Consider the following 4975-nt stretch of genomic DNA (forward strand, 5'->3'; position numbering starts at 1 on the left):
CGAGTCCGGCGCCGACCCAGACCGCCCGGCCCGCGACGGGCGGGGCGCTCATCGCGCCGCCCCGACCCGGTCGTCGGAGTCGAGCAGCCGGTGCCAGCACGCCGTGAGGTCCTCGCCCGGGCGGACCGCGCACGCCGTCCAGCCCGCGCGCCGCAGCGCGCGCAGCGTGCGGGCCTCGTCGGTCGTCGGCGTGCCGTCGGGACCCGAGCCCGTGGTGCGGACCATGGCCCAGCCGACGCTCAGGTCGCCGATGCGCGCGAGCGTCGTCAGCGTGTCGACCTCGAGCGCGCCGACGACCGCGAAGACCAGCTCCGCACCGCGGCCCTGCTCGCTGAGGGTGTCCACGGCCGTGAGGAGCCACGAGGTGCGGGTCGCCGGGCTGGTGGGGCGGACGAGGTCGACGGCCTGGTCGAGGAGGGCCGCCGCGGCCGTGCCGTCGGCGTCGGCGCGGTGGTGGTCGCGTGCCGCCCCCAGGGCGTCACCGCCGAGCAGGCGCACGTGGTGGCCGGCACCCGCGAGCGCGAGCGCGATCGACGCGCCCAGCGAGATCGTCCACTCGGCACCGGCGTCGTCCACCGGCAGGTCGAGGAGCACGCTCGCGGGCCGGCGGCCCGCGCGCTCGTCCTGGCGCACCATGAGCTGGCCGCGACGGGCGCTGCTGCGCCAGTGCACCCGCCGCAGGTCGTCGCCCGTCCGGTAGTCGCGCAGGGACGAGTCGTCGGCCGCGGCGGTGCGCGCGCCCAGCGACGCCCGGTCGGCGTCGGTCGCGGCTGCCCCGTGCGCGACGGGCAGCACGGCGGTCGCCGGCCGGACGGCGACGAGCATCGCCTCGCCCAGCGCCCCGCGCCACCGGGCGACACCGAAGAGGTCGTGGCGTTGGACCTCGAGCGGCCCCACGGGCCAGCGGCCACGGCGTTGCGGCTCGATCGCGTAGCGCAGGCCGAGGCGCCCCGGCGACCGCTGGACCCGCGCCCGCAGCGGCCGGGGTCCCGAGAGCTCTCGCGCCGCGCGCTCCGCGATCTGCAGCCGGTCGAGCCGGTGCGCGCCGCTCGTGCTCGTGACGTCGACGTGGACCGTCGCCGGCTCGCCCCGCGTCACGGGGTGCGGGACCACGTGCCGGGTCAGGGCGAGGCGCCCGCGTCCCTGCAGCCGGCCCTCCATGACCAGGGAGCCGACCGCGGCGGCCACGACGAGGAGGAGCAGGGCGCCGATCTGGGTGACCAGGCGGACGCCGGTGAGCGCTCCCGAGACCGCCGTCACGGCGCCCACGGCGCCCAGCGCGGCACCCCGGCCGGTCGGGCGGACTCCGCGCAGCGCCTCCCTCATCCGCCTCAGCCGATCGCGCGCCGGTCGGGAGCCGCGGTGCGGACCGCCGGGAGCCGGGTGCGGGCGACGACCGCCTCGAGGGTCTGCGCGACGCTGCGGCCCGACAGCCGTGCGTCCGTGCTGGCCAGGAGGCGGTGGGTGAGCACCGGTGCGGCGAGGTCCTGCACGTCGTCGGGCAGGACGTGGTCCCGGCCCGCCATGGCGGCGGACGCCTTGGCGATCCGCAGCAGCTGGATCGCGGCTCGCGGCGACGCGCCCAGCCGCAGCATGGGGTCGTGGCGTGTGGCGTCGGCCAGGTCCACGACGTACTGCTTGATCCCGGGTGCGGCGTACAGCCGCCGCGCGACGTCGACGATCGCGGCGATCTCGGTCGCGCTCGTCACGTGCGTCAGGTGGGCGAGCGGGTCGGCGGCCTCCTGGCGGTCGAGCATCTCGACCTCGGCGGCCCGGTCGGGGTAGCCGACGCTGAGGCGCACCATGAAGCGGTCGCGCTGCGCCTCGGGCAGGGCGTAGGTGCCCTCCATCTCGATGGGGTTCTGCGTCGCGACGACGAGGAACGGCCGGGGGAGCGCGTACGTCGTGCCGTCGATCGTGGTCTGCCCCTCCTGCATGCACTCGAGCAGCGCCGACTGCGTCTTGGGGGAGGCGCGGTTGATCTCGTCGCCGATGACGACGTTGGCGAAGACGGGGCCGGGGCGGAACTCGAACTGGTGCGACTCGGGACGGTAGATCGTCACGCCCGTGAGGTCGCTCGGCAGCAGGTCCGGCGTGAACTGGATGCGCCCCACGCTGCAGTCGACCGATCGTGCGAGCGCCTTGGCCAGCGTCGTCTTGCCCACGCCCGGCACGTCCTCGAGCAGCACGTGGCCCTCGGCGAGGAGCGCCGCGACCGTGAGCCGCACCAGCTCCGCGCGGCCGGAGATGACCGTCTCCATGGCCGCCCGTACGCGCTGCGCGGTGTCGGCGACGTCGTCGATCTCGCGCGCGGAGGGCAGTGCGTGCATGGCGACCCCTTCCTCGGCTGTCCCGAGCGTAGGCGACCGGGTGCCCTGGGGCGATGGCCCCCGGGCGGGCGATCCCCCACTTCGCTCCACCGGGACGGGTCGCCGGCGCCGCGCCCGGTGCGCTGCCCCGCACGCCGGGGCGTCCTGGCCCCCGGGACGCGCCTGGGGCGGCGCCCGCCGCGTCACGGCCCTCCACCGTCCTCCACCGCCCCTCACCTGCGGCGACACCGTGGCAGGAGGGTGAAACGTGGCACTGCTCCCTTGCTGGTGGAGGGAAGTGGAGTACTGTGGTGGGACCTGGGGAGCGGTGGGCCTGCCCGGGGCGCGCAACGGGGTGAGGGGAGGGCGCGACGTGGCGAACGAGCCGACGGCGTACGCGTCCTACACGCCCTTCCTGGGCACCTACACGCCGCGGCTCGACGACAAGGGCCGGCTGATCCTGCCCGCGAAGTTCCGCCCCCAGCTGGCCTCCGGACTGGTGGTCACGCGCGGGCAGGAGCGCTGCCTCTTCGTCTTCCCCATGGACGAGTTCCGGCGGATGCACGACCAGATCCGCCAGGCGCCCGTCACGAGCAAGCAGGCCCGCGACTACCTGCGCGTCTTCCTCTCCGGCGCGCACGACGAGGTGCCGGACAAGCAGGGGCGCCTGTCGATCCCGGCGGCGCTGCGGTCCTACGCGGGGCTCGACCGGGATGTCGCCGTGATCGGCGCCGGCACCCGGGTGGAGATCTGGGACGCGGCGGCCTGGGAGACCTACCTCGAGGAGCAGGTCACCACCTACTCCGAGACCGCCGAGGAGGTGTTCCCCGGTGCCTTCTGAATGACCACGGGGCCGGGCAGACCGGCCGCCTCCGCACGACGAGGTCTCTCCCCGCCCGCTCTGGCGCACTTCCCCGGTGCCAGAGGGGCTGCGGAGGGAGACCTGGTCGGGCGGCGGAGGGCCGCCCGACCTGCAACCACCGAGGCACGACGCACCACGCACCACGCACGACGCGCGCCGGCGCGGGACCACACGAGCACCGCGCGCAGCCGCGGACGACACGACGCACGACGCACCGAGGAGGTGGGGATGGACCAGGAGCGCGCGACCTCCGACCGGCACGTGCCCGTCCTCCTCGACCGGTGCGTCGAGCTGCTCGGCCCGGCGCTCGAGGGGCCGGACGCCGTGCTCGTCGACCTGACGTTGGGCATGGGCGGGCACACCGAGGCCCTCCTGGGTCGCTTCCCGACGCTGCGGGTCGTCGGACTGGACCGCGACCTGCAGGCGATCGCGCTCGCGAGCGAGCGGCTGCGCCCCTTCGGCGACCGGTTCACCGCCGTGCACGCGGTCTACGACGAGGTCCTCGACGTGGTCCAGGACGTCGTCGGCCGACCGGTGCAGGCCGTGCTCGGGGACCTCGGGGTCTCCTCGCTGCAGCTCGACGAGGCCGAGCGCGGCTTCTCGTACGCCAAGGACGCCCCGCTGGACATGCGGATGGACGCGTCCACCGGCCCGACGGCGGCCGACGTCCTGAACACCTACCCGGAGGCGGAGATCGTGCGCATCCTGCGGCAGTACGGCGAGGAGCGCTTCGCGCCCCGGATCGCCCGTACCGTCGTGGCGCGCCGCGCGGCCGCCCCGCTGACCCGCACGGCCGAGCTGGTCGACATCGTGCGCGCCTCGATCCCCGCGGCCGCGCGCGCCACCGGCGGCAACCCGGCCAAGCGCACGTTCCAGGCGCTGCGCATCGAGGTCAACGGTGAGCTCGAGGTGCTCGAGCGGACCATGCCGGCCGCGATCGAGGCCCTGGCCGTCGGCGGCCGGATCGTGGTCATGGCCTACCAGTCGCTCGAGGACCGGCTCGTCAAGCGAGCGCTCGCCCGCGGCGCGGTCTCGAGCGCACCCGCCGGGCTCCCGGTCGAGCCGGAGACCCACCGCCCGTACCTGCGCCTGCTCACGCGGGGCGCCGAGCGGGCGTCCGAGGCGGAGCTGGCCGCGAACCCGCGGTCCGCGTCGGTGCGGTTGCGCGCCGCCGAGCGGCTGCGCGCCACCCCCGACCACCTGCGTGAGCTCAGCGGGGGGTGGGCACGATGAGCGCGGCGGAGCAGACCGCGGTGCGGGCCACCGCCCGCACCGCACCCGCGCCCTCGCCCGGGCGTCGGCGGGCGCCCGAGCCGGCTCCCCGCCTGCGCGTGGTGCGTGCGCCCGCCCAGGCCCGCACGCGCGTGCCCTTCGTGGTCCTGTGCATGGCGCTCCTGGCGGCGTCGCTCCTCGGGGCGCTGCTCCTGAACACCTCGATGGCGCAGGGCGAGTACGAGCGCCTCGCGCTCCAGCAGCGGCTCGCCGAGTCCTCGCGCGAGCAGGAGCGGATCGCGACCGAGCTGCGCGCCGCGGAGTCCTCGACCCAGCTCGCTGCCGCCGCGACGGCGCTGGGCATGGTGCCGACCACGCACGGCGCCTACCTGCGCCTGGCGGACGGCGCGGTGCTCGGTGACCCCGTCCCCGCGGGGGCCGAGGGATGAGCCCGCGCACGCCCGGGTCCGGCTCGCCCGGGCGGGGTCCCGCCACCGAGCCACGCAGGGCAGAGCCGCGCAGGGCAGAGCAGAGCCGCACCGAGGCGGGCGCCCGGACGCCCCGCGGCGGCGAGCGCCGCCAGGGCGTGCCG

The 4975-nt window shown here is 76.4% G+C and carries 5 protein-coding genes; 3 read left to right on the forward strand and 2 right to left on the reverse strand.

What is annotated here, in order from left to right:
• Nucleotides 1-48: 48 nt before the first annotated feature.
• The gene (locus IDM29_RS14885; protein ID WP_182113641.1) at nucleotides 49-1326 is read right to left on the reverse strand and encodes a DUF58 domain-containing protein; all 1278 of its coding nucleotides are present in this window, start codon (nucleotides 1324-1326) and stop codon (nucleotides 49-51) included.
• A 5-nt stretch (nucleotides 1327-1331) separates the two neighbouring features.
• The gene (locus IDM29_RS14890) at nucleotides 1332-2330 is read right to left on the reverse strand and encodes a MoxR family ATPase (RefSeq protein ID WP_182113642.1); all 999 of its coding nucleotides are present in this window, start codon (nucleotides 2328-2330) and stop codon (nucleotides 1332-1334) included.
• Between the two features lie 352 nt (nucleotides 2331-2682).
• Here IDM29_RS14890 and mraZ point away from each other — a divergent pair, with 352 nt between their 5' ends.
• The 3 genes from mraZ (at nucleotide 2683) to IDM29_RS14905 (ending at nucleotide 4832) form a co-directional block, all read left to right on the forward strand.
• Entirely contained in the window at nucleotides 2683-3150 is a 468-nt protein-coding gene (gene mraZ / locus IDM29_RS14895) for a division/cell wall cluster transcriptional repressor MraZ (RefSeq protein WP_182113643.1), read from the forward strand.
• Between the two features lie 249 nt (nucleotides 3151-3399).
• Complete coding sequence (rsmH, locus tag IDM29_RS14900; RefSeq protein ID WP_182113644.1) at nucleotides 3400-4404, forward strand: 16S rRNA (cytosine(1402)-N(4))-methyltransferase RsmH; 1005 nt, start codon at nucleotides 3400-3402, stop codon at nucleotides 4402-4404.
• Nucleotides 4401-4832, forward strand: coding sequence for a hypothetical protein (locus IDM29_RS14905; protein WP_182113645.1), 432 nt, complete (start codon nucleotides 4401-4403; stop codon nucleotides 4830-4832). Before rsmH ends, IDM29_RS14905 begins: the two co-directional genes overlap by 4 nt.
• Nucleotides 4833-4975: the final 143 nt, after the last annotated feature.

The sequence above is a fragment of the Actinotalea sp. JY-7885 genome (genome assembly GCF_014525465.1).
In the GTDB taxonomy this organism is placed as follows: Bacteria; Actinomycetota; Actinomycetes; order Actinomycetales; family Cellulomonadaceae; genus Actinotalea.